This is a genomic window from Furfurilactobacillus sp. WILCCON 0119 (genome assembly GCF_053471565.1).
Genome location: NZ_JBPCCV010000003.1, coordinates 76,590 through 99,848, shown reverse-complemented (window position 1 = coordinate 99,848; position 23,259 = coordinate 76,590). Strand labels below are relative to the sequence as shown.

23 protein-coding genes are annotated in these 23,259 nt (G+C 48.9%); 19 read left to right on the top strand and 4 right to left on the bottom strand.

The features are described from left to right. Nucleotides 1–241 precede the first annotated feature (241 nt). Nucleotides 242–928 (bottom strand): hypothetical protein, encoded by a 687-nt coding sequence (locus ACRYI5_RS06000; protein WP_407879000.1) that lies wholly within the window; start codon nt 926–928, stop codon nt 242–244. A 361-nt stretch (nt 929–1,289) separates the two neighbouring features. Here ACRYI5_RS06000 and ACRYI5_RS05995 point away from each other — a divergent pair, with 361 nt between their 5' ends. From ACRYI5_RS05995 to ACRYI5_RS05985, 3 genes are all read left to right on the top strand, one after another. Further along, a complete protein-coding gene (locus ACRYI5_RS05995) occupies nt 1,290–1,862 on the top strand; it encodes a sugar O-acetyltransferase (protein WP_407879001.1) in 573 nt (190 codons plus the stop codon). A gap of 43 nt (nt 1,863–1,905) precedes the next feature. Then, complete coding sequence (locus tag ACRYI5_RS05990; RefSeq protein ID WP_448224792.1) at nt 1,906–3,489, top strand: BCCT family transporter; 1,584 nt, start codon at nt 1,906–1,908, stop codon at nt 3,487–3,489. 252 nt (nt 3,490–3,741) lie between these two features. Beyond that, nucleotides 3,742–3,966, top strand: a complete 225-nt coding sequence (locus tag ACRYI5_RS05985) for a hypothetical protein (RefSeq protein WP_407879003.1) — start codon at nt 3,742–3,744, stop codon at nt 3,964–3,966. 141 nt (nt 3,967–4,107) lie between these two features. Here ACRYI5_RS05985 and ACRYI5_RS05980 read toward each other — a convergent pair whose 3' ends face one another. After that, nucleotides 4,108–4,326 carry a hypothetical protein gene (locus ACRYI5_RS05980; RefSeq protein ID WP_407879004.1) on the bottom strand — a complete coding sequence of 73 codons (219 nt, stop codon included), beginning with the start codon at nt 4,324–4,326 and terminating at the stop codon, nt 4,108–4,110. 231 nt (nt 4,327–4,557) lie between these two features. Between ACRYI5_RS05980 and ACRYI5_RS05975 the strand changes: the two genes are divergently transcribed. The 8 genes from ACRYI5_RS05975 (at nt 4,558) to ACRYI5_RS05940 (ending at nt 13,344) form a co-directional block, all read left to right on the top strand. Further along, nucleotides 4,558–5,025 carry a MarR family winged helix-turn-helix transcriptional regulator gene (locus tag ACRYI5_RS05975; protein ID WP_448224619.1) on the top strand — a complete coding sequence of 156 codons (468 nt, stop codon included), beginning with the start codon at nt 4,558–4,560 and terminating at the stop codon, nt 5,023–5,025. Further along, entirely contained in the window at nt 5,025–5,747 is a 723-nt protein-coding gene (locus tag ACRYI5_RS05970) for a hypothetical protein (protein WP_448224618.1), read from the top strand. Before ACRYI5_RS05975 ends, ACRYI5_RS05970 begins: the two co-directional genes overlap by 1 nt. Then, a complete protein-coding gene (locus tag ACRYI5_RS05965) occupies nt 5,744–6,238 on the top strand; it encodes a hypothetical protein (RefSeq protein WP_448224617.1) in 495 nt (164 codons plus the stop codon). The genes ACRYI5_RS05970 and ACRYI5_RS05965 overlap by 4 nt, the downstream gene beginning before the upstream one ends. A 318-nt stretch (nt 6,239–6,556) precedes the next feature. Next, on the top strand, nt 6,557–7,807 hold the full coding sequence (gene tyrS / locus ACRYI5_RS05960) for a tyrosine--tRNA ligase (RefSeq protein ID WP_448224616.1): 1,251 nt from the start codon (nt 6,557–6,559) through the stop codon (nt 7,805–7,807). A gap of 182 nt (nt 7,808–7,989) precedes the next feature. Next, nucleotides 7,990–9,519, top strand: a complete 1,530-nt coding sequence (locus tag ACRYI5_RS05955) for an ABC transporter permease/substrate-binding protein (protein ID WP_448224615.1) — start codon at nt 7,990–7,992, stop codon at nt 9,517–9,519. Nucleotide 9,520: 1 nt separating this feature from the next. Next, nucleotides 9,521–10,522 (top strand): ABC transporter ATP-binding protein, encoded by a 1,002-nt coding sequence (locus ACRYI5_RS05950; protein ID WP_448224614.1) that lies wholly within the window; start codon nt 9,521–9,523, stop codon nt 10,520–10,522. An 85-nt stretch (nt 10,523–10,607) separates the two neighbouring features. Beyond that, complete coding sequence (locus ACRYI5_RS05945) at nt 10,608–11,927, top strand: dihydrolipoyl dehydrogenase family protein (RefSeq protein WP_407879016.1); 1,320 nt, start codon at nt 10,608–10,610, stop codon at nt 11,925–11,927. 250 nt (nt 11,928–12,177) lie between these two features. Beyond that, nucleotides 12,178–13,344, top strand: a complete 1,167-nt coding sequence (locus ACRYI5_RS05940) for a cation:proton antiporter (protein ID WP_448224613.1) — start codon at nt 12,178–12,180, stop codon at nt 13,342–13,344. Nucleotides 13,345–13,389: 45 nt separating this feature from the next. Here ACRYI5_RS05940 and ACRYI5_RS05935 read toward each other — a convergent pair whose 3' ends face one another. Then, nucleotides 13,390–13,860 carry an Rrf2 family transcriptional regulator gene (locus ACRYI5_RS05935; protein WP_448224612.1) on the bottom strand — a complete coding sequence of 157 codons (471 nt, stop codon included), beginning with the start codon at nt 13,858–13,860 and terminating at the stop codon, nt 13,390–13,392. Between the two features lie 46 nt (nt 13,861–13,906). Next, nucleotides 13,907–16,216 (bottom strand): RNA polymerase recycling motor HelD, encoded by a 2,310-nt coding sequence (helD, locus tag ACRYI5_RS05930; protein WP_448224611.1) that lies wholly within the window; start codon nt 16,214–16,216, stop codon nt 13,907–13,909. A 24-nt stretch (nt 16,217–16,240) separates the two neighbouring features. Between helD and ACRYI5_RS05925 the strand changes: the two genes are divergently transcribed. The 8 genes from ACRYI5_RS05925 (at nt 16,241) to ACRYI5_RS05890 (ending at nt 23,216) form a co-directional block, all read left to right on the top strand. Then, a complete protein-coding gene (locus ACRYI5_RS05925) occupies nt 16,241–16,426 on the top strand; it encodes a hypothetical protein (protein ID WP_448224610.1) in 186 nt (61 codons plus the stop codon). 330 nt (nt 16,427–16,756) lie between these two features. Then, nucleotides 16,757–17,782, top strand: a complete 1,026-nt coding sequence (trpS, locus tag ACRYI5_RS05920; protein WP_448224609.1) for a tryptophan--tRNA ligase — start codon at nt 16,757–16,759, stop codon at nt 17,780–17,782. A gap of 57 nt (nt 17,783–17,839) precedes the next feature. Beyond that, nucleotides 17,840–18,775, top strand: coding sequence for a Ppx/GppA phosphatase family protein (locus ACRYI5_RS05915; RefSeq protein ID WP_407879026.1), 936 nt, complete (start codon nt 17,840–17,842; stop codon nt 18,773–18,775). A gap of 13 nt (nt 18,776–18,788) precedes the next feature. Then, on the top strand, nt 18,789–20,057 hold the full coding sequence (locus tag ACRYI5_RS05910) for a hydroxymethylglutaryl-CoA reductase, degradative (protein ID WP_448224608.1): 1,269 nt from the start codon (nt 18,789–18,791) through the stop codon (nt 20,055–20,057). A gap of 48 nt (nt 20,058–20,105) precedes the next feature. Continuing rightward, nucleotides 20,106–21,071 carry an IpaB/EvcA family protein gene (locus ACRYI5_RS05905; protein ID WP_407879030.1) on the top strand — a complete coding sequence of 322 codons (966 nt, stop codon included), beginning with the start codon at nt 20,106–20,108 and terminating at the stop codon, nt 21,069–21,071. Nucleotides 21,072–21,092: 21 nt separating this feature from the next. Next, nucleotides 21,093–21,812: an NAD-dependent protein deacylase gene (locus ACRYI5_RS05900; protein ID WP_448224607.1), complete on the top strand. Its 720-nt coding sequence runs from the start codon at nt 21,093–21,095 to the stop codon at nt 21,810–21,812. A gap of 67 nt (nt 21,813–21,879) precedes the next feature. Continuing rightward, complete coding sequence (locus ACRYI5_RS05895) at nt 21,880–22,200, top strand: hypothetical protein (protein WP_407879034.1); 321 nt, start codon at nt 21,880–21,882, stop codon at nt 22,198–22,200. A gap of 170 nt (nt 22,201–22,370) precedes the next feature. After that, nucleotides 22,371–23,216 carry a DUF72 domain-containing protein gene (locus ACRYI5_RS05890; protein WP_407879036.1) on the top strand — a complete coding sequence of 282 codons (846 nt, stop codon included), beginning with the start codon at nt 22,371–22,373 and terminating at the stop codon, nt 23,214–23,216. Nucleotides 23,217–23,259 lie beyond the last annotated feature (43 nt).

Sequence of the window (23,259 nt, the reverse complement as noted above, 5' to 3'; positions counted from 1 at the left end):
CCCCATGGACGGGGTTGATGTCCATGGGGGCTATTTGCGTTAGATGAGACGAAGGCTGCGCTTTGTTTCGCGTTTATGGCAGCTAGAACAAGAGTTGCATGGACGGGGTTGATGTCCATGGGGGCTATTTATGTTAGATGAGACGAAGGCTGCGCTTTGTTTCGCCAGAAAAAATGAAGGTTACACAAAAATAACAGCCACTGCCATAATTACGGCGGTGGCTGTTATTTTAAGATAATGATTACTTTGTTTCAGCTGCCTTAAGGAGATCGTCACGGTGACCCATTGTGGCTAACTCGCTTAATGCGTTAGAAGGCGTGTGGTCAAAGGCCTTTTCACCCTTTGCTTGTGTGCCCCAAACACCAGATGAGAATGGTGTCTTGTAGTCATCCTTTGACTTGTTTTGGATGGTAACAACGTACTTGCCGTTAGATTCCTTGACCGTTGCCTTTAAGAACATTGAAGTCTTTTCGTACTTCAACGTGCCATCATCAGCGGTGACTGATTTAACGGTTGAAGCGTCGGGTGCTGCAAACAACCCGATTTCGTTAGTAATGTCTTTAGTGGCACCATTCTTGAAATCAGCTTTGGTTAGCTTGATCCCATCTTCGGAAGTGGGTGCAAAGTACCAGCCCTTAGCTGCGGAAGCGGCGTGCATAAATGCAAAGTGTAAATAGGTTGAATCGCCCTTAGCCATTGTGGCTTTAAACGTGACCTTTTTACCAGGCTGAGTTGCGCCGACAACCTTTTTGTCCTTGCTGTTATATGAACCAACAATGGCACCTGTCATTTTGGTCGACGTTTTGTCGGCAACTTTAAACGTGGTTGCATGAGTTGAATCAGCGCTAACACTTGCTGTTCCAACTGTTGCTAGTGTCAATGGCAATACCGTTAAAACTAACCCTGTAACAATTTTACTCTTCATCATAATAATCGCTCCTTTTCTCTGCCTCAGTGACGTTATGCTGACGTCAATAATGGCGAAAACAAAAATAATTTACGTAAAAACGAATGAAGGCTTCCCCAAAAAACTGAATGAGTTTTGTCTTACTTGCATCGGTTTTGCTAGATTCAATTTGAATCTGCATAAAAGATACTCGAAAATTTGGACGAACACAAAGAATTGTACTTACTTTTTTTAAGTCGATTTATGCATGGTAGAATCGGGGCTTGACCGGGAAAATTAAATTAGTCAAAATGGCGACGGCTGGTGCGGCGCTAGTAATGAGCGGACATCGCATCCAAAACCAATTTTGCATGAAAATGAAAACAGTGCTAGCGTTAAATCTATGAAAACTTTGAAAACGGCCCGGGCGTTAATGACGGCGGGGGAATCCTATAACCAATTTGATCCGGAATTAATTGCACGACGGAAATTGATTCGGCGGGTGTTGCCGCCAATCAACGCAGAGGCAGATGATGGTAAACGAAATCATGGCCTTCAAGAACTGTTAGCAGATAGTGGTCCGGATTTTTTTGTAGAGAGCGACTTTAAGTTTGATTATGGTTGGAATATTCACATTGGGGACCATTTCTATGCAAACTACGACAACACGTTCTTGGACACGTGTCCGATTACGATTGGCGCCCACTGTTATTTTGGCCCGGACGTTGGTCTGTATACGCCAATTCATCCATTGGATCCGCACGCTCGAAATGCGGACGTTGAATTAGGCGCACCAATTACCATCGGTGACAGCGCGTGGTTAGGTGGGCACGTCACGATTCTACCTGGTGTAACGCTAGGCGATAACGTGGTCGTTGGTGCCGGTTCGGTGGTGACGAAAAGTTTCGGCGATAACGTGGTGTTAGCTGGCAATCCGGCCCGGATCATTAAAACGATTCCGGTGGCTGATAATTAATAAACCACATTGGTAAAACTAAGCAATTTCTAGGAGGGTAATTATTTTAAAGCGTCAAAATGTCGATCGAACTGTCTTTGTACCAACCATGGTCCTTTTCGGACTGGTTTCGTTGGTGTTGATCATTGGCGGTTCAGCCGTTCAGCAAGCCATGAACGCGGTTTTGAATTTCCTCACCAGTCGGTTGGAGTGGCTGTATCTTCTCGTGTACATCGCTAATTTTATTTTCTTTATGGGGTTGGCCTGGTCGAAATATGGGAAGATAACGCTTGGTAAACCGGGGCAAAAAGCCGATTACAGTGGTTTTCAGTGGGGAAGCATGGTCTTTGCGACGGGAATTGACGCTAGTATCCTGATGCTGAGTGCAACAGATCCGCTGCAATACCTCCAGCACCCGGCATTTGGTGCGAAACCCATGTCATCAGCGGCTTACGTATACGCAAGCGTGTGTGGCCAGTTTAACTGGGGCCCCATGGCGTGGATGATCTTTGCGACAGCGACCATTGCCATCGCGTACGCCATGCATGTCAAGCAACTTCACGTTCAGCGATTAAGTGCTGCAATTCCAGCATTACAGGGCGCAAACGTTGGGAAGAAAACGTTACGGCAGGTGATTGATTTTCTGGTGATTTTTGGAATCATGGGCGGAATTGGTTCTTCCATCGGGATGGAAATTCCGGTGATTGCAAAGGTGTTGAGCGTGATCACTGGCATTCCAGACAACATGGGGTTGAAGCTAGCCCTGTTTGGTGTTTTGTTCATCCTCTTTGCGTTAACCGTGTATGCTGGGCTGAATAAAGGAATCAAAAAGTTATCAGCTTGGCACATTTACCTCGCCATTGGCTTTTTGATCATTGTATTGTTAGTTGGCCCCACTATGCGTTTACTGGGCGGTGAAGTTCAAACATTGACGTTGATGGGCCAGCACTTTATTGCCATGTCGTTTAACCGGGCCAGTACTGGTGGTAACACGTTTGCTCAGCACCAGACCATGTTTTACTGGGGCTGGTGGCTATCGTACATGCCGGTAATGGGATTATTTATTGCCCGAATTTCGCGAGGAAAGACGATCCGCCAGGTCATTGTTGGCATGCTGACGTATGGTGTCGGTGGTTGTTTGAGTTTTTACGCAGTGTTGGGTGGCTACGCGTTGTGGTTACAACAAACTGGTGCAGTTGATCTCGTCCACATTTTGAACGGCCAGGGGCAGGCAGCGGTGCTTGCCGCCATCATTCAGACGTTACCGTTAAAACTTCTGATGTTGATTCTGTTTTGTTTATCATGTTTCGTCTTTTTGGCCACCACAATTTCGTCATCCGCATTTATCGTGTCCTCGTTTACCAGTTTGGAATTGACTGGTAAACAGCAACCGACAAGGTGGAACCGGATGGCGTGGGTTGTGATTTTTATCCTCTTTTCACTGGGGATCGTGTTGGTGGGCGGCTTTGAAACGGTCCAAGCGATTTGTACCGTGGCCGGTTTTCCACTGATTTTTGTGGCCGGGCTCCTTCTACACGCGATTTATCAATATGTGACCACAGATCCATCGGTCAAACGTGCCAGTCGGTTGGCGCCAGCCAATGCGCTTCGTGAGCAACTACGAAACACACTGTCTGAAAGTAAATAGGTTGTAAACGAAAAGAGTCCCACCGTTTTTGAACTAATTGTTCAGTGACGGTGAGGCTCTTTGTGATTAAATGTGGTGCGGCCGAACCGAATCAGCTTATTGGAAAATAACTATAAAGGTGAGAACGGCAATAGATTAAGGATTGAGTGGGGAAATGATTAACGGTAGTCAATTAAATTTAATGAAAGCGTTCACATTTTAAGTAAGATTTGCTAAACTGATTTTGTAAATAAGTGATTGGGGATGAGAAGAATGAAGATTACAAATGCTGAAGAATTTTTACCACAACTAAAAGGTGTTTTACGAGGCTCGTTTAGTGATGACCGTGAACTTGTGGGTGGCGTTATCACACGGCTACAAGATTCGGATACGGTCCACTACGGGGTTACGCGGTGGCGAGCCAAGGATACAACAGACCATGAGTTTACGTTTAGAAAAAATGAAGACGGGACGTACACCTATTTATACAAACACTAAACACGTTAAGACGACGTTTAGCCAGAATCATCTTTATTAAGAACTTGCAATTATTCTATTTTAAAAACACATTCAAGTACGACAAACGACGACCTTTCCGAAAAATTTCCGGAAAGGTCGTCGTTTTGATTTGGTGGTCAATTAATCTTTACGTAACTCCCACAACGCGGTTTTGTAGGTTAAGGGCCGACTTCGCCGCCGGGTAATGATGACCGCCGTTGCAGACTGCTGTTGCCGGGCATTGGGAACGTAATATTGGGGGGCATGTGGTTGGTGGTCTAGGTCCACGAGGGCGATGGCTTCGCAGTCAGGAATTTCGTGGCGTTGATTGGTTTCACGATTGACTAGGACAACGTGCATGACGGTCACCTCGACTTTCAATAAATTGTTGGTGCTGGAACCCTTTTAGTCAGTGTAGCACGCAATTTTTTCGGGCTTCAACTTAACCGCCTAGGAGCGATGGCAAAAAAAAGAAGTCCGTTGATAATCAGTAAAAAAGGCCGGACTGGCAGGAATGAAAAGAAAACGTTAAGCGAGGCTTATGTTATTCGTGCGACAATGCTAAGATAAGCCTACGAGGTAATGGTAATCATGACAAAAGAAGGATTGGTAAAGGAAATTTCGGGGCAGTTGCTGACCCTCGCCTCCGAAACAGATCAACCGGATCGAGAACATCAGTGGATGATGGCGCACATTGATGACGAAACACTTGTGCCGTTGATTCCGCAACTATCAATGTTAGCCCTCCATTTTTTGGCGGCATTACAGGATGGTCCTCAAAACGGGCGGCCATTAGCGGATCAGCTGGCTGTCACGCGTGGCGGAATATCGCGGGTTGCAAAACGCCTAGCAAACCTAGGGGTGATCGTCATGCGGAAACGGCCGGAGAACCAGAAGGAAGTTTTCTATGAGTTAACGGCAACGGGGATGACGATTGCGACCTGTCACGCGGCCATGCACGCGGAGATTGATCGTGAAAACGCCGAGCGAATGGCCCAGTTTTCGGAGGCGGAGCTAACGGTGATTAACCGGTTCTTGAAGACCATGGCAGACGCATAATGGCAGTTACTGAGGCAGTAACGCGGCTGGCGCTGATTCGCCGTGATTATGAACAGCACCGCCCAACAACGTTTATTGGTGACTTCGACTTACCGGCTGACACAAAGACGGGACTATTAACCAACCACCTTGCACTCCTGTGTGGGGTGATTGCTGATCAGTCAATGGCAGCGAGCAAGGCGTGGCAGTTACCCGCCCAATTATGTCAGCGAACGGGCCAAGCTGAATTGACGGCGGCATGGTTGGCAACGCATGAAACCACCATGCTGGCTGCAATTCAGCAACGGCCGGCGCTTCACCGGTTTCCAACAACGATGGCACACTATTTAAGTGAACTGGGCCGTCGACTGGTAATGGCGCATGACGGTGATGCAGACGCGTTGTTAGCCGTGACGGACTATCAAACATTGTTAGACCGGTTACGGCCATTCTTGGGCGTTGGGTTAAAAAAGGTGAACGCATTATTACTCATTTTGGTACTGGATGAGCACCGGCACTTAACGGGGTTAGAAAACTCGCAAGCGTTGTATGACGGGCACCTTCAGCACATTTTGGGCGACGAGCTGAATCAACGAATCACCCAAAAAACGGCAACGGCATGGTGTCAAAAAATTGATCCAACCTTTCCGGCACAGGTTTCGCCGTATTTATGGCGACTTGACCGAGCGCACGAAACGTTACAAGATGTAGTTGAACGGCAAACTAAGGAGGCACCCATATGAAGGTGACACACCGTAATTTAATTTCTGAACCAGAACGTCAATTATTTGGTTTACCCTACAGTAAGCAGGAAAATGGGTCATATAACTATGCATGGCTTGACTGGGAAATGACCGATAAGTTTAAAAAACTGGAAACCATTAACAAACCGTTGGACCCAGCAAGAATTGGCTTGCTTGTGTTTGATGGGGATGAACCGACATACTGGATCGGAAAATGGTTCCGAAAGGGTCAGCAGGTGCCAGAAGGCTTTGAAGCCATCACGGTCCCAGCAAGTTCAGCAGCCGTTGCGTGGGTAAACGGGAATCCTGATACTGGCGACATTTTTGGTCAACGGGCGATGGAAATGGCTAAGAAAGAGTTGATTCTCCGCCACCTGATGACGGATGCAGACTGGGACAATTTGGCCTACGCGTACGAACGGTATGACCCAGCCCGGTTCCAACCAGAAGAAAACCCCACCACACTGGACTACGTTTTCTACGTCAACTAGAGCGTGCGCTGGTTGACAAGCGTTTTAGGGGTTAGTACAATAAATACCAATATAAATAGTGAAAACGTGATTGGCCGTGTGCTAATCAAGTAGGATCGTTAATCCCTGTAAAGAGAGCTAGTGGACTGTGGAAACTAGTCACATTAACGGTGTGAAATACAGCGTTTGCGCTCACTATAACGGTGCATCGCGGTTATCGATGCGTTGAGTGGTCACCAAACTGGTGATAACTTGGGTGGTACCGCGGAAAATTTTCGTCCCTTGCAGTGATTGCAGGGGACTTTTTTTGTACCGCGAATTAATAAGGAGGAAGTATAAATGAACATTATTGACGAACTAAAATGGCGTGGTGCCATTAACCAAACCAGTGACGAAGACGGGCTCCGTGAGCTAACAACGAAAAAGTCGATCGGTCTGTACTGTGGGATCGATCCAACCGGGGACTCCATGCACATCGGTCATTTGATTCCGTTCATGATCTTGAAACGGTTCCAACTGATGGGTCACAAACCAGTGATTGTTATTGGTGGTGCAACAGGGTCCATCGGGGATCCATCAGGGAAAAAGGCTGAACGGGTGCTGCAAACGATGGACCAGGTTCAGCATAACCAGGAGGCCTTGAAGGGCCAAATGGTTCGGTTATTTGGTGAAGACCAGTTCCGGTTGGTCAATAACTACGACTGGCTCTCAAAATTATCACTATTAGACTTTTTGCGTGACTACGGGAAACTGTTTAACGTGAAGACCATGATGAACAAGGAAATCGTGGCTTCACGGTTGGAAGTGGGGATTTCGTTTACAGAGTTCACGTACCAAATTTTGCAGTCCATTGATTTCTTGACGTTGTACCGCGAACATGATGTTCAACTTCAAATCGGTGGTGGTGACCAGTGGGGAAACATCACGGCTGGCCTGGACTTGATTCGCCGGGTCGAAGGATCAGAGGCCGAGGTCTTTGCGCTGACCATTCCGCTGTTATTAAAGGCTGATGGAACAAAGTTTGGGAAGTCCGAAGGGGGCAACATTTGGTTGGACCCTGAAAAGACAACACCGTACGAATTTTACCAATTCTGGTTGAACCAAGAAGATAATGACGTCGTGAAGTTCTTACGCTACTTTACGTTCTTAGATGAAGCTGAGATCAATGAACTGGCTGACCAAGTAAAGGCAGAACCGTGGAAGCGGACGGCCCAACGGCGGTTAGCTGAAGAAGTGACCCGGTTTGTTCATGGTGAGGATGCGTTAGCGCAGGCGCAAAAGATTACGGATGCCTTGTTCTCAGGGAATGTGAAGGAACTGACGGCTGACGAAATCGAACAAGGATTTAAAGCCTTCCCAAGTGTTGAAACAACATCAGCCCCCAAAAATGTGGTGGACTTTTTGACAGAAAGTGGCATTGAAAAGTCACGCCGCCAAGCGCGTGAAGATGTGACAAACGGGGCCATTACCATCAATGGTGACAAGCAAACGGACCTTGAAGCCGTGGTCGATCCCAACGCAATGTTTGACGGGAAGTTTGTGATCGTTCGCCGGGGAAAGAAGAAGTACTTCCTTGCCCGGATTCAGTAAGAGCGTCTTGTTGGTGATTGAAAAAAGGTAAGTTTATAATACACACCGAACATGGTGTGTATTTTTTTGTGGCCTGAACATTGGCCCTCGTTTGACAAACGTATGTTCGGGCTGTATTCTTGTCATCACCACATGATCAAATCAGTGAATTTCATTGTTAGAAACCGAGGTATAGATTAGCTATGGATGCTTTTATTCAGACATTAGTGGATCGGCGGGGCGCGCTATTAACGGCACTAGGTCAGCATGTTGAAATTTCAATTATTTCGCTGTTAATTGCCATGGCCATTGCAATTCCACTGGCCATCTGGGCCACGCACCACCGGCGGTTTGCTTCCGTGATGCTTCAAATTGCGGGTGTTTTGCAAACCATTCCGTCACTTGCACTGCTGGGATTATTGATTCCCCTAGTTGGGATCGGAACGATTCCAGCAGTTATTGCGCTTGTGATTTATGCGCTGTTACCAATTTTTCAAAATACATACATCGGGATCGATGAAATTGACCCGTCCATCGAAGAAGCGGCAACGGCATTTGGAATGAGCCAAATGCGGAAATTGTTTAAGGTGGAACTCCCAATGGCGGCTCCTGTGATCATTTCTGGTGTTCGGCAAGCCTTGGTAATGATTATTGGAACTGCAACCCTGGCAGCCTTGATTGGGGCCGGCGGATTAGGGACTTTCATCTTACTAGGGATTGATCGTAACGATACAATGCTGACCTTAATCGGAGCATTGAGTTCGGCATTATTAGCCATTGTTTTAAGCTGGTTGATCAACCGGTTAGAGCACGTTCGGCCGCGGTATTTGATTGCGGGGCTCGCTGTGTTACTGGTGGGGTTCGGTGGTTTTGAAGGCTATCGCGTTGCCCAGCAGCCAAAGGATAACATCGTGATTGCCGGGAAGATGGGCTCTGAACCAGATATTTTGATCAATATGTATAAGGACTTAATCGAACAGGATAATAAGCGGGTACACGTCACGTTAAAACCAAACTTTGGGAAAACCAGTTTCTTATTTAACGCGTTAAACCACAATCAGATTGACATTTATCCTGAATTTTCAGGCACCGTCTTGGAGAGTTTGGTTAAGAATCCGCAAAGTGATAAGGGCTTAACGGCGACCGAAACTTACACGGACGCTAAGAAGGATCTAAGTCAGCAATTTGACCTGGATTACCTGAAACCAATGGCTTACAACAATACGTTTGCCCTCGCCATTCGAAAGAGTGACGCTGATAAGTGGGACGTCCACAACATTAGCGATTTGAAGGCGGTCGAGAGTCAGTTGAAGCCTGGGATGACCCTGGAATTTATTGATCGAAGTGATGGTCTGCCAGGTATTAATAAGACCTATGGGCTTAATTTGACGGCTAAATCTATGGAACCCAAGCTTCGGTACGAGGCGATTCATAACGGCGACATTAACGTTGTGGATGCTTATTCCACGGATAGCGAGTTGCGGCAGTACGACTTGACGGTCTTGAAGGATAACAAGCATTTCTTCCCAGCCTATCAAGGGGCGCCCCTGATGAAAGCGGCCCTCGCGAAAAAATATCCGGGCATTGTGAAGAGCTTGAACCAACTTTTCGGTAAAATTTCAGAACAAGATATGCAAGAAATGAACTATGAAGTGAACGTTCAGAAGAAATCTGCAAAGAGTGTGGCCCACCACTACCTTGTGACGCATCACCTATTGAAGGAGGGCCGTTAAGATGACAGAAACAGTGAATCATTCAGAACCGTACATCCGGTTTGAACACGTCCAGCAAACGTTTAACGGGAACCTTGTTATTCCTGATTTAAACCTCACCATAAATCAGGGTGAACTGTTTGTGTTGGTTGGGACCTCTGGGAGTGGGAAGACAACGACCCTAAAGATGGTTAACCAATTACAACCACAAAGCGGCGGAAAGATTTTTATTAAGGATCAAAATATTGCCGAAACAAACCTGCAAGAATTACGGTGGGACATTGGGTATGTTCTTCAACAAATCGCACTGTTTCCGACCATGACGGTTGCACAAAACATCGCGGTGATCCCGGAAATGAAGGGGGTCAAACGTGAGGAAATTGATGCCACGGTCGATCGATTGTTGACGCAGGTGGGGTTAGATCCGGCAACCTATCGTGACCGGATGCCAAGCGAACTGTCCGGTGGTGAACAGCAGCGAATCGGGATCTGTCGGGCCATTGCCTCCGAGCCACCGGTGGTGCTCATGGACGAACCGTTTTCTGCGTTAGACCCGATTTCGCGGACCCAGTTGCAAGACCTCGTCCTTCACTTACACCAAGTTCGGCATGACACGATGATCTTTGTGACCCACGATATGGATGAGGCCCTTAAACTTGGAGATCGGATTGCCGTCATGAACGATGGTGAGATTCTGCAAGTGGATACACCAGAAAACATCGCCCAGAAACCGGCAAATGATTTTGTGGAACGGTTCTTCTCACAAAGTGTGGCCAAAAATGTTGACGATGTGTACGTGGGTAAATTGGTGATGATGGGTTATGCCATGACCACATTGCCGGCCGGAAAGACAGCGCCGACGGACATTAGTTCAGACCAAACACTTAGTGATGTTTTTGATGATTTAAATCACAGTGAGTACTTGAGGGTCATGGATGGCGAGCGTCAGGTGGGATACATCAACGCCGCTAACGTTGTGGCGTATCTTAGTGCCCGCCACAACGAAACGAGTTCCCCAGCGTAAAACAGAATGTTTGGGGGAACGTGCGTGATTCGTTACACTTAAAAGTAATGATGGTTTGGAGAAGATAACAGAAAGGATGATGGGAATGACTTCATTTGATCAGTTAGTAATTGGCGGTGGCCCAGGTGGGCTTGCGTTAGCTGAGGGGCTCGCCTCAGCGGGCCAGCAAGTGGCGATTGTTGAGGAAAATCTGTGGGGAGGAACGTGTCCAAACAGAGGCTGTGATCCAAAGAAAATCTTGTTAGCCGCTGTGGAAGCTAAACGTGCCGCAGAACAGATGGCGGGCCACGGTTTAACCGGTGTGCCCACCATCAACTGGACTGATTTAATGGCCAAAAAGACGGCTTACACTTCAACTGTTCCCACGGGAACCCTTGCAGGTCTTCAGCAAAGCGGTGCGACGACCCTGAACGGGCACGCACAGTTCAATGCAGATGGCACTGTCCAGGTGGGGACCGAAACGGTGAGCGCCAAGACGATTACCTTAGCAACCGGTCAACGACCAGCCCGGCTCACAATTCCCGGTGCAGACCACATCCAGACCAGTACGGACTTTTTAAACTGGCAGACGCTGCCAAACCGAGTGACGTTTATCGGCGGCGGGTACATTGCCTTTGAACTCGCTGACATCGCTAATGCGGCCGGGGCAGATGTTCACGTCGTTTTGCATAATGATCGGCCGTTAAGGGCCTTTGATGCAGATCTTGCGGATGATTTAGTGGCGCAGTTGACGGCGGCAGGCGTTCACTTTGACATGAACATTGCTGTTGAAGCTGTTACCGCGACAGATGATGGGCTGACACTGACCGCGGCGGACGGGTTTGAATTAACTACGGATGCCATTGTTGGGGCTACGGGCCGGATTCCTAATGTGGACACGTTGAACCTTGACGCTGTGGGTGTTGAAGCAAATCGGCATGGGGTGGTTGTTAACGACCATTTACAGACAACTAATCCACAGATTTATGCACTGGGAGATGTTGTGGCAAAGCGTGACGAGCCCAAACTAACGCCGGTTGCCGGATTTGACGCCCGCTATTTAGTCGGTGAGTTAACGGGTGCCACCACGGCACCAATTTCATATCCAGCAATTCCAACCGTAGTCTTTGGGGCACCCAAGCTTGCGGCAGTGGGTGTAGCCATTCCGACTGCACAGGCCGACGATACATTACGGGTCACAACGCTTGATATGACGCACTGGTACACGTATCAGCGAATTGAGGAGGCCACGGCACAGGCCAAAGTGGTTACGAATGCCCAGGGGCAAATTGTTGGGGCAACGGTCCTTAGCAATTTAGCGGACGAGATGATCAATTACCTAACGTTAGTGGTTAACAAACACCTAACGCTCGACGATGTCATCATGGCGTACCCAACACCGGCGTCAGATCTAGTGTATTTATAGTTGTTAACAAGTAAGCCTGATTACAAATGGCCTTTTACAAGGGCGTTTGTAATCAGGCTTTTTTGTGGCGCTGAGGGTCGCTGTGAAAGCAAATTCTTTGCATTTACCGGTTGGTGATGGGTTCCTTAAAGGTGACTGGTGGAGTAGATCCGTATTATAATGGAATGCAAGTTAGGGTCCGTTTTAATGACGAGTTGAACTTGGAACCGGGTGATGTGGCAGACATCCGAATAAAGGAGTCGTAAAGTTAATGGCGTTTATTGGCACACTGATTTTAATTCTGGTAGCGACGACACTTGCAGGGCACTTGTCGGCGCGGATCGGGATTCCAGCGGTCATTGGTGAACTATTGATTGGGATTGTGGTTGGCCCGGGGGTTCTCGGGTGGGTTCATGAATCACTTGTCTTAACCCAGTTTGCAAACATTGGTGTTATTTTACTGATGTTTATGGCGGGACTTGAAAGTGATTTAGGTCGGCTTCGAAAGTATCTGCGGCCTGCATTGGCGGTCGCGGTGTGCGGGGTCATCTTGCCAGTTGCCTTAATGGGGGCGACGAGCTTCCTGTTTGGGTATGGTTGGACGGAGGCTCTCTTCATTGGCGTCGTCTTCTCCGCAACTTCGGTCAGTATTTCCGTGGTGGTCCTGCGTGAATTTAACGCGTTGGATTCACGTGAAGGGGCAACCATTTTGGGTGCAGCCGTTGCCGATGACATCTTAGGTGTGCTGTTACTAAGTTTGATGGTGTCACTGATTGGTGGGGCAACACATGGGGCCTCAAACAGCCTGGGCGTTCAGTTGGTCTTTCAGGCGGCGTTTTTTGTGGGTGCGTATTTGCTAGTTCGGTGGATTGCACCGCTGCTAATGCGTCTGAGTGAACGATTACTGATCCCGACAGCCCGGACAGTCACAGCCGTGGTCATTTGTTTAGGAATGGCGGCGTTAGCCGAACTCGTGGGGCTGTCTGGGGCGATTGGCGCCTTCTTTGCTGGAATTGCAGTGGCCCAAACACCGGTTAAACAAGCGATTGATGATCACATTGAGCCAATCAGTAACGCCTTTTTTGTCCCCGTATTTTTCGTTAGCATTGGCCTAAACGTTTCGTTTACGCACTTTGTTGATTCATTACCATTCATCTTATTAATGACCATTTTGGCCGTTTTGACAAAATGGTTGGGTGGGGAAATCGGTGCCCGCCTGACTGGTTTTGACCGGCCAAGTAGTCAGGTTGTGGGAACCGGGATGATTGCCCGCGGCGAAATGGCCTTGATTACCGCACAAATTGGGTTCAACGCCCACTTGTTGGCGCGTGGCCTGTATGTAGACATGATTTTCGTCATCGTGTTGGCAACGTTGGTGGCGCCACTGCTCCTTCGGTGGACGCTGGCGCGCCAACATGCGGCAGTTAAAAACAATTAAAAATCGTGCTCACTTTAGTGAGCACGATTTTTGTTTATTAGCACGTTATTTATCTTCAGTCAGCCGCGTAAAGTGGCCGTGGTTGGTCATGTCTTCTTTAAGATCGGTCATGGTAAACCGGTGGTAGAACTTACGGTAGTCTGCGTCGGCTAAGGTAAAAAGGTCGGTCAGGGTCTCACTAATATTCGCTGAGATGTCGTTAGTATCAGGCGTGGCCTTGGCTAAGCCCTTTGAATCGCCGGTAATAAAGCGCGCATAACTGATGGTTGGTGGAATCGTTAGGTCGTAAAGATCACCAACGTTCATGCTGGAAAGGGCTTGATGAAGCAGATAGCCACCGTTTTTGCCCACTGATCCCTCAATGTAGCCCTGTTTATGAAGAACGGACAGAATGTTGCGAATCATGACGGGATTCAAGTGTAATGATTTGGCCAGTTCAGCGCTCGTAACCTTGCGGGGACTGTGTTCATCCAGGTAAAGCAAACTGTGGACAGCGACGGAAAAATCTAGTTTCATAAGGGCCTCTTTCTAATTTACGGTGACTTTTGCACCGTAAATGTGGTTATGACAATTCGTGCTCGATGGATAATAATTCAGGGGTCACCCCCGTGATCAGTGGACTGGCTTCACCGACACTAATTAACACCAGATGGTGCATGGCCCGGGAGGCAATGGTGTATAACGCGCCGATGGATGATTCATCTGGGTAAGTATCATGAGAAACATCGTAAGCAATGACCGCGTCAAACTCCAATCCCTTCGCAAGGTACACGGGAAGGACAACCACGCCTTGTGGAAGTGTTCGATCCGCATCATTGAGCAGGGTCACAGGCACATGTCCGTGGAGTGATTGATAAACGTTACGTGCATCCGCAAAATCCTTCGTTAAAACGGCGACGGTGCCAAATTCAGCCAGCTCGGCCTCGGCAGAACTTAATGTGGCCTCTAGGGCGTCGACTTCATTATACCGCAATAAAATTCGGGGCAAATCGCCCGGACGGTTAAAGGCCTGAATTTGATCACCATCCGGGAGAAGGTCCTTAGCAAAATTGGTGATGGGCAGCGTCGACCGGTAACTACGGTTCAATGAAATGAGGTTTGGTCGTTTCGCGTTAAAGGCTTCAGCCAACCGGTCCATTAATACGTGTGGTTCTTGAAGCGGATTAAAGAGGGCCTGCTCACTGTCCCCAAGTAACGTAAACTTAGCCCGTGGAAAGGCATGGTGCAGGTAGCACATTTGTGCCAAAGAATAGTCCTGCATTTCGTCGACAAAGATGTAGGCGATGCCGCGATTTTGACCACCACCGGTAATGAAGTCCCGTAAAAAGAGGAGTGGTGCTGCGTCACTTAGCCCTAACTGGTGGTACTCAACGGCCATTGCCACGTCCTGACGGTGCTTTGCCCAGTTGGCCGTTGTGACAGTCGTTGGGGTCACCGTTTCTAAGAAGTGGTCGTACTGACGGTAAATATCCAGAAAGTAGTTATTGTAAAGGGCGTCGTAGATGGTGCGGTACCGGCGGCGAACAATTTCGCGACTGGCGTAGGCAATTTCTGCATCAAGCGTTTTAAACTTTCCGTCGTGGTTAATGAGGAGATCGTGATAGTGTTCCTCATCAAGGGTGTCCAGCTCAGTGCGCACCCAATCTTCCTTGGCATCGGTCCGAATCCGCGCCTTTAACTGTTTGATCAGCACGTTTTTAGTGGCTAAGAACCGGTCAGCGGTCGCCGCGTTTTCGGGCTGGTCAGCGTAAATGGCCGCAATTGCTTCCTTTGTGAAGAAGAGACGCCCGTCTAATAAGATGTCTGCAAACTTTAAGTTGCCAGTGCCGATCCGGTGACTGTAAGCCGTCACGTCATCGACTAATTGTGTGCTTTCAAGATAGTCACGCACGTCAGGTGTAACGGGATTGATGTGTTGTGCGTCGGCCTCGTAGCGTTCGAACAAACTTTGGACGGTGATGCCCTGCAATCGGTGACTAAGGAATTCGGCCAGGGTGACCTGCCGCATGTTGCGTTCACCAAGACTAGGAAGCACCTCTGAAATGTAGTGACTGAACAGGCGGTTGGGCGAAAAGAGCACCATTTGATCGGCTTGCAGTTCGCTGCCGCCGCCGTTACGACTGTGGTAAAGCAGAAACGCAATTCGTTGCAAAATGGCGGACGTTTTCCCAGAACCAGCCACGCCCTGAACGACAAGTAAGTCGGACCGTGTATCACGGATGATATCGTTTTGTTCCTTTTGGATCGTTGCAACAATGTTTTGCATCACGGCGTCGTTTTGCTGACCAAGAACCGCCTGAAGCATTTCGTCGCCCACCGTCTCGTTGGTATCAAACATGTTTTTGATCTGACCATTTTGAATGGTGAACTGGCGTTTTTTGTTCAACGTGGTGTGTTGGGGACCGGCTGGCGTTGTGTAAGTCACATCGCCCAACGTACCGTTGTAGTAGATACTGGCAATGGGGGCCCGCCAATCGTAAACGAGGAAATTTTGTTCAGGGTCAGTGAGCGAGAAGGTACCGATGTAGAGTGATTCGTCGCTTGTGTCACCAGCATCGCGAATGTCGATTCGGCCAAAGTAAGGTGAGGCGTGAAGCTCCTGAAGGTTTCCGAGTTGCTGTCTGATCGTGGTTTCATTTGTGACGGCAAGGTATACTAACTGCCGCTGTTGTTGCAGCTGTGCGTTCGTTTCCATGGCGTCATCGATTTCAAACGTATTGACCGACGCATTATCCGCGTAGTTTTTTTGAATGGCGCTTGTTTCATCATGCGCGCGGGTCAACTGCTTTTCACTTTCTGTGAGTTGTCGGTCAATTTCAGCCATGACGTGATCAACACGTTGTTGTTCTTGCTGACGATCTTTGTTTTCCATTCCATGGCCCTCCTGAAGGTGTGAGTGACGACAATGGGACGTGAAAAGCACCACCAGGACAGCTATGCGTCACCGGTGGTGGTTAAACGTACCGTGGTGTGGGGATCAGACCCACAAGCTTCAACAATTTTAGGCGCCAAAGCGGTGCCTGTCAATGATGTTGCATTACAGTTCGATGACGCGGCACGATGGGTTTTGACAGGCTTTTAAAAAGCCGTTATACTTAATTTATCGGTTACTTTACCTGAAGGTGGCAACGTATAGTAGGACCAACAACAGCAAGGTTGTGGTGTTGAGAGACAACCAGTGGTCGCGAAGTGGGCGTTTGTGTGCCGTAACTGATGAAGTTAAATCATGCTAATAATGAAGGGGATCGTTGTTGGACCGGGGATTGTCTTGGAAATCAACAGTGATCAATTTAGGTGGCACCGCGGGTAACCGTCCTATGCAATGAACCGTTTATTAATGTAAACGGGGTTCATTCATTGGGCGGTTTTTTCGTGGTTTGTGTTTGTAAATTTTTGAGGAGGATGCTAAAAGATGACAGCAAAAAAAATTATTTTAACGGGTGACCGGCCAACCGGTAAGTTACATATTGGGCATTACGTGGGGTCGTTGAGAAACCGGGTGGCTCTTCAAAATTCTGGGGACTACGAGACGTTTGTTATGATCGCGGACATGCAGGCCCTAACGGACAACGCGCGCGATCCTGAAAAGATTCGGAAGAGTTTGACGGAAGTGACGTTAGACTACCTTGCCGTGGGAATTGACCCGAAAAAATCAACGATCCTTGTCCAGTCACAGATTCCGGCTCTAAACGAGCTGACGATGATTTACATGAATTTGGTGACGTTAGCACGGTTGGAACGGAACCCAACGGTTAAAACAGAAATTGCTCAAAAAGGGTTTGGTCAAAGCATTCCGGCCGGTTTTTTAACGTATCCCGTGAGCCAAACAGCTGACATCACGGCGTTTAAGGCCACAACGGTTCCTGTTGGTGACGACCAGGAGCCAATGCTGGAACAGGCCCGTGAACTGGTGCGTTCGTTTAACAATGCGTACAACAAGGACATCTTAGTTGAACCACAAGGCGTCTTTCCACCAAAGGGTGAAGGCCGGATCCCTGGTCTTGACGGGAACGCCAAGATGAGTAAATCACTTGGAAACGCCATCTATCTATCAGATGATGCGGATACGGTGACGAAAAAAGTTATGTCCATGTACACAGATCCTGAGCACATTAAGGTCAGTGATCCCGGCCACGTTGAGGGCAACACGGTGTTCACCTACCTAGACATCTTCGATCCTGATAAGGCCCATGTTGCTGATTTAAAGGCCGAATATCAAGCTGGCGGTCTGGGTGATGTGAAGATCAAACGGTACTTAAACGAAGTATTGGAAGCAACACTCGCACCCATCCGCACACGCCGCGCAGAATTTGCGGCCAACATGGATTACGTTTACCAGGTCCTTGAAGAAGGGTCCGCTCACGCAAACGAAGTGGCCAACGCCACACTGACAGAAGTTCGTGACGCAATGGGGATCAACTACTTTACACAACGCTAACCACGAGGAACTGGCTAATAGACAGACTGTGGACGAAATGAGCGAGGCAAAGCAGACATGGAAAATTTAGCAATTGTGGATCTGGGTTCCAATTCGGTGCGAATGGGAATCACCCAAATCGAAAGTGATGGCAGTTTTAAAGAGGTCAAGCGAGTCAAAGAAGACACGCGGATTTCGGAGGGCATGGGCCCAGAAAAAAAGTTAACAAAGGTGGCCATGGACCGAACCATTAAGGCAATGAATAGCTTTAAGGGGCTCTACGCTGGGTTGCCGAATTTGACCGTTCGGGCGATCACAACGGCGGCGGTTCGGCAGGCGGTCAATCAGGCCGATTTTTTGGCCCGGGTCAAACATGAAGCAGGCATTAACCTACAAGTCCTGTCAGGTGATGACGAGGCGTACTATGATTTTTTAGGGGCTGTTAACGCGCTCCCACTGGATGATTGCGTGATTTTAGACACGGGTGGGGCCAGTTGCGAGTTGATCCACGTGGTCAACCGAAAGGCAAAAAATCTCATCAGCGTTCCGTTTGGTGCGGTCAACTTATCTGAGCAATTCCATTTTGGCGATGTGATTACGGCCGGAAACTTGTTTTCTGGTCAGGTCTTTGTTCGGAAACGGCTCCAAGACATCTGGTGGCTGAGCGCAGCGATGCATTTACCGATTGTGTTGTTGGGCGGGGCTAACCGGACATTGGCACGAATCAACCGAAAGGCGCAGAAAATGGTTCGGGTCGAAGACATTCACGGCTACCGGTTAAAAACGGAAACGGTGTTTGACACGTTTGATGAATTGATTTCAAAAAATAACAAGCAACGTCAAGGAATTGACGGGCTTGAGTACGACCGGGCAGACATTATCGTTGGTGGCATGCTGCCACTGGTTGAATTACTGCAATTACTTGATTCGGACCGGGTGATTTTCTCGGAAAGTGGTGTGCGTGAAGGACTGGTCTCAGAGTACGTCAGTCAACGCCCACAGTATCAACAGTAAGGAGGAGGCCCTTGTGGATAAACGGTTTGCAAACGTTCGCAACCTAACATGGCAGGAACGGGTCGATCTAGCCACCGAGGTTGGGACGCTCACAGCAATGCAGCGGCAAGAAGTGGCAGACAGTGCGAGCGAAAGAGAAGCACTGCTAATTGAAAACTATCTAACAAGTTACCGGTTGCCAACGGGGTTGGCAGCCGGTATTCGGCTTAATGGCCGTGACTACATGGTTCCCATGGTGACGGAGGAACCGTCCGTTGTGGCGGCTGCAAGTTATGGTGGTAAAATGACCAGTACAGGTCAGGGGATGCACGGACAGCAAGTGACGAACCTGCTGATGGGCCAAGTTGTGTTTCAAACGGTGACGGTCGCTGAGATTGAGCGGGTGGTTACGGCAACGACGCCGGCATTATTGGCCTTAGCGGATGCCGCCCATCCATCGATCAAGCGTCATGGTGGTGGTGCGAAACGGTTAGCAGTTCGTGGATTAGGCGAGGGGTTCGTTAGCGTTGACCTTTTCGTTGATACCGGGGCGGCCATGGGGGCTAACGTGATGAACAGTATGTTAGAAGCCCTTGGCCACCATTTACAGGACGTGCTGAAACACCATCCGGTCATGGCAATTTTGGCAAATGACGGGCAGGCCAACGTTGTGACCATGACGGCAACGGTGCCGGTTGCTGACCTTGCCAAAGGGAACGCAACGGATGGTTTAGCTGTGGCCCAACGCATCGAGGCGGCCAGCCGCATTGCCCAATTAGACGTTAGCCGGGCAACGACCCATAATAAGGGGCTGATGAACGGCGTGGACGCAGTGGTCATGGCAACCGGAAACGATTGGCGTGCTGTTGAGGCCAGTGCCCATGCGTACGCGGCCCGTGATGGTCAGTACCGTGGGTTAAGCCAGTGGCAGGTGGTTGGCAATGAATTACATGGTCGGGTGACCATGCCCATGCACCTCGGCCTAGTTGGCGGGGCAACCGCATCGTTGCCGTTAGCAACGGTCAATCGCCAGGTGGTTGACGTAACGACCGTCTCTGAACTGAATCAGGTGGCCGTTGCGGTCGGGCTTGCACAAAATTTGGCCGCGTTACGGGCGTTAGTGAGCGAGGGGATTCAGCAAGGACACATGCGCCTTCAGTACCGCAATTTAGCGGTGGCGGCGGGCGCAACGGTTGCCCAAGTGCCACTCGTTGTTACGGAATTACAGGAACATGAGCATCCGTCAGCGGCGTTGGCAACAGCCATCGTGGCAAGGTTAAATAAGACGGAATCGTCTGATTAGTCAAGGAGAAGTCATTACGACTGAATGAACATTAAAAAGGAGCTTTTTATGGCAGACATTAAACTAACACCAGCGGTCCAGGCATTGCTGGATCAAGTTAACGACCTGTTTCCCGGAACCGTGATGGTTCAATTTGGGGATCATCATGCCGGTTACGTGCGCGATGATCAGGTTCAACAACATGTGTTGAAGGATCGCCTGTTGATTTGGGTGGACGACATCACCGCACCACAGTACTCAGCGGCGCATGAATTAACCCATCTACTGCTGTTGCTTCAGGGTTTTCCACAGGTGTACTTTAATCTGACGCTGGGCGATGAGGCACTGGATACACAGCTGATGGCATTAACCACCCAGCTGTACAACATTGCAAATCACATGGTGATTTTCCCAGCCTTGGCGGGGCATGATTTGATTGATGATACCGTTAAGAGTCAGTATTACGACGGAATCTTTGCGACGGTTGAACCAGAAACTGGGAAGCGTGATGACGATCAGAATGCGCTGCGGTTACTGGTGATGTTAGACGCGCTTGTGTTCTTTGGTGACGCCATTAGCGACCATGAAGATGAGTTACAAACAAACTTCCCACTAACATTTGCGGCTGCCCAAAAGTTATTTGCCACCATCACGGAAAAACCAGTAACTAGTCCATTTGGCATGCGGCGGGCATTGGTTAAACTGTTCAAAGCGTTTGATGATCAGCTGACGGATTGGGGTCTACCAGCGTTGAACAGTACGGCCTTCACCTCCGTGACAAGTGTTCTGAGTGACCGGCAGTTACGTCTAGAGGTTCGGCAATTATTTGAGGTCTTCCATTCCGACCTGCAAAACAAGGCCACGGGTGAACGCGCCTATGTGGGGTTAAATCGTTCTGATCGCCAAAATGCGTTTGTCTTAACACCACCTGCGCAAGCAGACGATGAAGGGGCAAGCTACTTTAAAGGCATTTATGACATGACGGTCAAAGACTTTTTGGAACAGCAGCACATTGCATACAGTGTTCGTGATTAATTGATAAAAGGGGGCACATTCATGGCAGCGGAAATGAGTGAGGCGCTTCGCCAGTTATTTGACGAAGCAAACCACATTACGTTTATGACGGGGGCCGGAGTGTCAACGGCCTCAGGGATTCCGGATTATCGGTCTAAAACCGGCCTGTACGCGGATAAATTTCACGGCTTACCGCCTGAGTATTTGCTGAGCCATGATTGTTTGGTGAACCAACCTGAGCTTCTGTACGCCTTTGTAAAGGATAATATGTACTTTCCAGAGGCCCAGCCAAACGTGATCCATGAAGTGATCGCAGATTTATGCAATCAGGGGCGGGCGTCATTGATCACCCAGAACGTGGATAATTTGGATCGCCGCGCCAAAAATGAGCAGGTGGTTGAATTTCATGGCAACCTGTACCGTTGTTTCTGCACGGTTGATCAGGCGCCAATTGCCTGGCAGGATTACTTAACGTCCATGATTCATGAACCTGATCATGGGGTGATTCGCCCGGACATCGTGTTGTACGGCGAAGGCATTGCCGATGACGTCTTACGGCGCTCCGTTCAGGCCGTTGAAGCAGCGGATCTATTGGTTATCGTGGGCACGTCATTTCGGGTGTATCCGTTTGCAGGGTTGATCAACTACCGCCAACCGACTGCTAAGTTAGTTGTTGTGAACAATGAACCCATTACAGCGGGTGATGTAACTGCTCAGTACCAAGGTGACGCCACCGACTTTTTCCAAGCGCTCCGAGGCTAAATCAATTGCGTTTTTAAGTTAGGTTTCTTACAATTAATGTAATTAAGATGAAAGGTGGGTGACAGAAATGACACGAGAAGATGTGTTTGCCCGTTTGGGGAACCTACTTGCACAAATGCGGTGGATGAACCGATTTCAGTTGCTGTTTGATTTCCTAATGTTTTACGGTGCGTGGCAGGTGTTCTTCGGTGCACAACAAGCAATGCTGTTTGGTGTTGCAATGTCACGGACAAATGCTGGTGTTGTCACAATGCTGTTTGCGGTGATTAGCTGGTCATTTTCTGGCATCCGCGGCAACTACCGGCGACAAGGACTAGCCTTGATCAGTACTCTTCAGGGGCATCAGCTTTCCGAAGAGGAATCAAGCGTTGTCCGGCAGTTTAAATAAGCTTGTTAGGGCAGTCGAATGCACGAAGAGGGGTTGCGACGCAGGGGGATCGTTAATAACCTGCGCCAACGGCCACGGCATTCCGCTTAAATCAAAGCAATCAACTTCCCAAGTTTCGGGAGATTGATTGCTTTTCTTTAACACTCATTTTTAGTCGAGGGGGAAGCAAAATGATTACAATTGGTTTATCAACGTGGACGCGTCATCCGCACTTGATCCATGATGAAGATCGCCCAGTTCGGTTTGATGAATACGTGGGTGTGTTTCCGTTGGTTGAACTGGATACACCGTTTTACGGGGTTCCTAGCGTGAGTACGGTAACTAAGTGGGCCCACCAAGCACCAGACGGATTTCAGTACATCTTAAAAGCGCACCAGGTGATGACACACCATGATGATCGAAATGAACCGGTGAGCGACAGTGAACGCTGGCAAACATTTACTCAGTTTCGCCAGGCCGTTGCCCCCTTGGTTAAGGCGGGGAAACTAGCCACGGTGCTATTTCAGTTTCCGCCGTTCTTCACGCGGACGGTCGACCACATTCGCTATCTGCGTGAGGTTCGTGAACGAATGGGAACGTTACCGGTTGCCGTTGAATTTCGTGATCCAAGTTGGTATGCTAGCGGACTTAGCCAGGATGTGCTTGATTATTTGACCAGTTTGAACCTCACGTATGTCATCGCGGATGAACCGTTTGATGGCAATCAGGGCGTCCCGTTTACCCCTGCGGTCACAACACCCAGTGCGGCCTACTTTCGCCTTCATGGGCAAAATCGGCGGGGCTGGTTGAACCGTGAGGGTGGCTGGCAAACGGAGCGAACGAATTATCACTACTCTGACGACGAACTCGCTGCACTGGCAAAATCAATTAATGCAGTAAACGAACGGGTGGATAATACTTACGTTATTTTCAATAATAACGGGCACCGTGATGCGGCCGGAAATGCCGAAACGTTGCGCGATCAGTTAGGGTTGTCCTTTACTGGACTGGGCCCGACACAGATGGACTTATTTTAGCCATTTACGGCCAAGAAAGTTGCGAAGCGACATAAAGTGCTAT